A 3825-nucleotide genomic window follows, 5' to 3' on the forward strand; every position below is an offset into this window, starting at 1 on the left:
TTATCGTGGCTGGCGGGATGCGGAGCGCAAGCTGAAGCAGCATCGCGCCCATATCGAGGCGGCGATGCGCGAGGCCGATTACCTGCGTGCCTCCGTAGACGAGCTTCAGGAGCTTTCGCCGGTTGACGGTGAAGAGGACGAACTGGCCGAAAAGCGCGCGACCATGATGAAATCCGAGCGGATTGCGGGCGATATCGCCGAGGCGCTCGAATTTCTGAACGGCAATGCCTCGCCGGTTCCGATGATCGCCTCGCTGGTGCGCCGGCTGGAGCGCAAATCGCACGAGGCCCCGGGCCTGCTGGAAGAGACGGTCGAATTACTGGACGCAGCGCTTGAAAAGCTCTCCAGCGCGCAAATGGAGGTTGAGACGGCCCTTAATCGCGCGGCCTTCGACCCCAAGGAACTGGAGCGCACCGAGGAGCGGCTGTTTGCGCTGCGCGGTGCAGCGCGCAAATACAATGTGCCGGTAACGGAACTGCCGGCGCTGGCCGAGCGGATGGTCGCCGCTCTCGACGAACTCGACGCCGGCGAGGCGAAGCTTGCGGCGCTGACCGAGGCCGTGACGGTCGCCGAAGCCGCCTATTTCGCTGCCGCCCGGGCGCTTTCATCGCGACGCGAGGTCGCCGGCGAACAGTTGAGCGCCGCGGTGATGGCGGAGCTGCCGGCGCTGAAGCTGGAGCGGGCGCGGTTCACCGCCGTGGTTACAGCCGATGACGACGCGGCCGGCGCGGAGGGCATCGATACGGTCTCCTTCGAGGTGCAGACCAATCCCGGCACCAGGGCGGGGCCGATCATGAAGGTCGCCTCCGGCGGCGAACTCTCGCGTTTCCTGCTGGCGCTGAAGGTGGCGCTGGCCGACAAGGGCTCGGCGCCCACGCTGGTCTTCGACGAGATCGATACCGGGGTCGGCGGCGCGGTCGCCGATGCGATCGGCCAGCGGCTGAAGCGGCTTGCGGAGAACGTGCAGGTCCTCTCCGTCACTCACGCGCCGCAGGTGGCGGCGCGCGCCGAGGGGCATTTCCTGATCTCGAAGGGCGATCGCGGCAAGGACACCGTCAGCACCCATGTCGAGGTGATCGGCCCCGAGGCCCGCCAGGAGGAAATCGCCCGCATGCTGGCCGGCGCCAAGGTTACGGCCGAGGCGCGCGCGGCGGCGGCGAAACTGCTGGCCGGTGATGGTTGATCGGCAATTGCTGATATAAGCTGAGGACGAACCCGCAATTGCTCCCGCCGATCCCCCTTTGACAGGGCGATTGGAGGGCCGGGCGTTGACGGACAGAACAGCCGCCTCCATTTTCCGGCGGTACAGGAATCAAGGGGACCGCCGCCGATGGAGACTTTTCTGGAACATTACTGGCCGCACATCCTGGCGGCGATTTCGTTCCTCCTCGGCGCGACGGCGGCGATCCATGCCGCGATGACCAAGGATGAGGTGCGCGCGGCGATCGGCTGGGTCGGCGTGATCATGCTGTCGCCGCTCCTGGGGGCTGCGATCTATGCGGTCGCCGGCATCAACCGGATGCGCCGGGCCTCGATTCTCGACCGGCGCGGCAGTATTCCGGATGCGGTGGCCAACGAGGAGAGGGAGCATCACGTCGGGCGCGAGGCGATCGTTTCCGCCTTCGGCCCGCGCATGGGCGCGATGTGGAACCTCGGCAACCGCGTCACGGGCATGCCGGCGACCGATGGCAATGTCATCCATCTGTTGGAAACCGGTGACGCGGCCTATGCCGCCATGCTGGAGGCGATCGACAAGGCCGAGCGCTCGATCCTGATGGAAACCTATATCTTCGATTCCGACCAGATCGGTCGCCGCTTCGTCGACAGCCTCGATGCGGCGGTCAAGCGCGGCGTCGAGGTGCGGATCCTGGTCGATTCCATCGGCGCGCGCTATTCCCGCCCGCGGATCACCTCGCTGCTGCGCGAACGCGGCATCAGGGTCGCGACCTTCAATGGTGCTGTGCTTTTGAAGATGCGGCTGCCCTATGCCAATCTGCGCACCCATCGCAAGATCATGGTGATCGACGGCGAAACCGTGTTCGCCGGCGGCATGAACATCCGCGCGGCCTTTACCGGGCCGAATGCCGCCCACGATACCCATTTCATGCTGCGGGGCGCGGCCGCGGGCGATTATTTCACCGTGGCGGCCGCCGACTGGTATTTCGAAACCCGCGAAAAGCTCGACGGGGCGGCCTGGAAGGTCTCCGCGCCTGAGACCCATGAGGGCGTAATCGCCCGCGTGGTGCCGTCCGGCCCGGACCGCAATCTCGGCAACAATAACAGCATGATCATCGGCGCGCTTTCGGTGGCGGAAGAGAGCGTGATGATCATGTCGCCCTATTTCCTGCCCGACCGCGATCTCCTGTCCGCGCTCTCCACCGCGGCCAAGCGCGGCGTCGCCGTCGATATCATTGTGCCGGGCCAGAACAATCTCGGCCTTGTCGACAAGGCCATGACGGCGCAGTTCGAGGAGATCCTGGAAGGCGGTTGCCGGATCTGGCGCGACAACGGGCCGTTCAACCATTCCAAGCTGATGACGATCGACGGACGCTGGTCCTATCTCGGCTCCTCCAATCTCGATTCGCGCTCGCTGCGGCTGAACTTCGAAACCGATCTCGAAGTCTTCGATACGGGGTTTGCAACGGAGCTTCATGCGCGCATCAGCGCCGCGCGCGCCAATTCCACCGAGGTGACGATCGCCAAGCTGAAGGAGAGGCCATTCCCCTACCGGCTCCGCGACCGGATTTTGTGGCTGGGATTGCCGTATCTCTGAAAACACCCCATATTCATGTTTATTGAATTGCGTGTGAAACATGATCCCGATCAAATCTCCACTCGCCAATGCCGTGTTGCGCTCCTTCCGTGAGAACGGAAAGCGTCCGGATTCGGTCGTGCCGATGGCAGGCGAGGGGCTCAGGGTCGCGACCTATAACGTGCATAAATGTGTCGGCACCGACGGCCGTTTCGATCCCGACCGCACCTTTGAGGTGATCCGCGAGATCGGCGCCGACCTGATTGCCCTTCAGGAGGCCGACACCCGTTTCGGTGAGCGCACCGGGCTTCTGGATCTCAAGCGCATCGAGGATGAAACCGGCCTGGTCGCCGTGCCGGCGGAGGCAAGCGTTCGCGCCCATGGCTGGCACGGCAACGTTCTCCTGTTCCGCGACGGCGCGGTGCGCGATATCCACCGCGAGAAACTGCCGGGGCTTGAGCCGCGCGGCGCGTTGTTGACCGATATCGAACTCAGGAGCGGCATACACTTGCGTGTTGTCGCCGTGCATCTCGGCCTGTTCCGCGCCTCGCGTCGCCAGCAGGCTGACCACATCATCGGCCTTCTCGGAAACCGCGAGGAGGCCGCGACGCTGATCATGGGTGACATGAACGAGTGGCGGCTGGGCAATGGCTCGGCGCTGCGCCGTTTCGAGGACAGTTTCGGCGCGCTGCCGCCGCCCAAGGCAAGCTTCCCCGCCCGCTGGCCGGTGCTGGCGCTCGACCGCATCATCGCCAATCGCGACGATCTGGTCGCCGATCTGGCGGCGCATGATTCGCTCCTCGCCCGCGTCGCCTCCGACCATCTGCCGCTGACGGCGTTGCTCGATACGGGGGTGTTGAGCGGCGAGACGACCGGGACGGCGCGGGCTTCGGGGTGAATGAACGCGCGGCCGGGAACGGCCTTCAGTCGGTTCTCGAACCCGTCAGCCCACAATCTCCCCCCTTGAGGGGGAGATGTCGCGAAAGCGACAGAGAGGGGTAAAGGGCGTAAGCCCTAAAAGCCACAGCCTCCGTGCTCTCGGAGAGGGGTCACCCCTCTCTGCCCCTGTCGGG

Annotated in this window: 3 protein-coding genes; all 3 read left to right on the top strand. The window is 65.2% G+C overall.

The window, feature by feature from the left end; translation table 11 throughout:
* A partial coding sequence (locus B4E36_RS05760) for a DNA repair protein RecN (RefSeq protein WP_345900099.1) occupies window positions 1-1183 on the top strand: 1183 nt, incomplete at its 5' end.
* A 147-nt stretch (window positions 1184-1330) separates the two neighbouring features.
* Window positions 1331-2773 carry a phospholipase D-like domain-containing protein gene (locus tag B4E36_RS05765; RefSeq protein ID WP_345900100.1) on the top strand — a complete coding sequence of 481 codons (1443 nt, stop codon included), beginning with the start codon at window positions 1331-1333 and terminating at the stop codon, window positions 2771-2773.
* A gap of 40 nt (window positions 2774-2813) precedes the next feature.
* Window positions 2814-3650 carry an endonuclease/exonuclease/phosphatase family protein gene (locus B4E36_RS05770; RefSeq protein ID WP_345900101.1) on the top strand — a complete coding sequence of 279 codons (837 nt, stop codon included), beginning with the start codon at window positions 2814-2816 and terminating at the stop codon, window positions 3648-3650.
* Window positions 3651-3825 lie beyond the last annotated feature (175 nt).

This window comes from Martelella sp. UBA3392 (assembly GCF_002358775.1).
GTDB classification, from domain to species: domain Bacteria; phylum Pseudomonadota; class Alphaproteobacteria; order Rhizobiales; family Rhizobiaceae; genus Martelella; species Martelella mediterranea.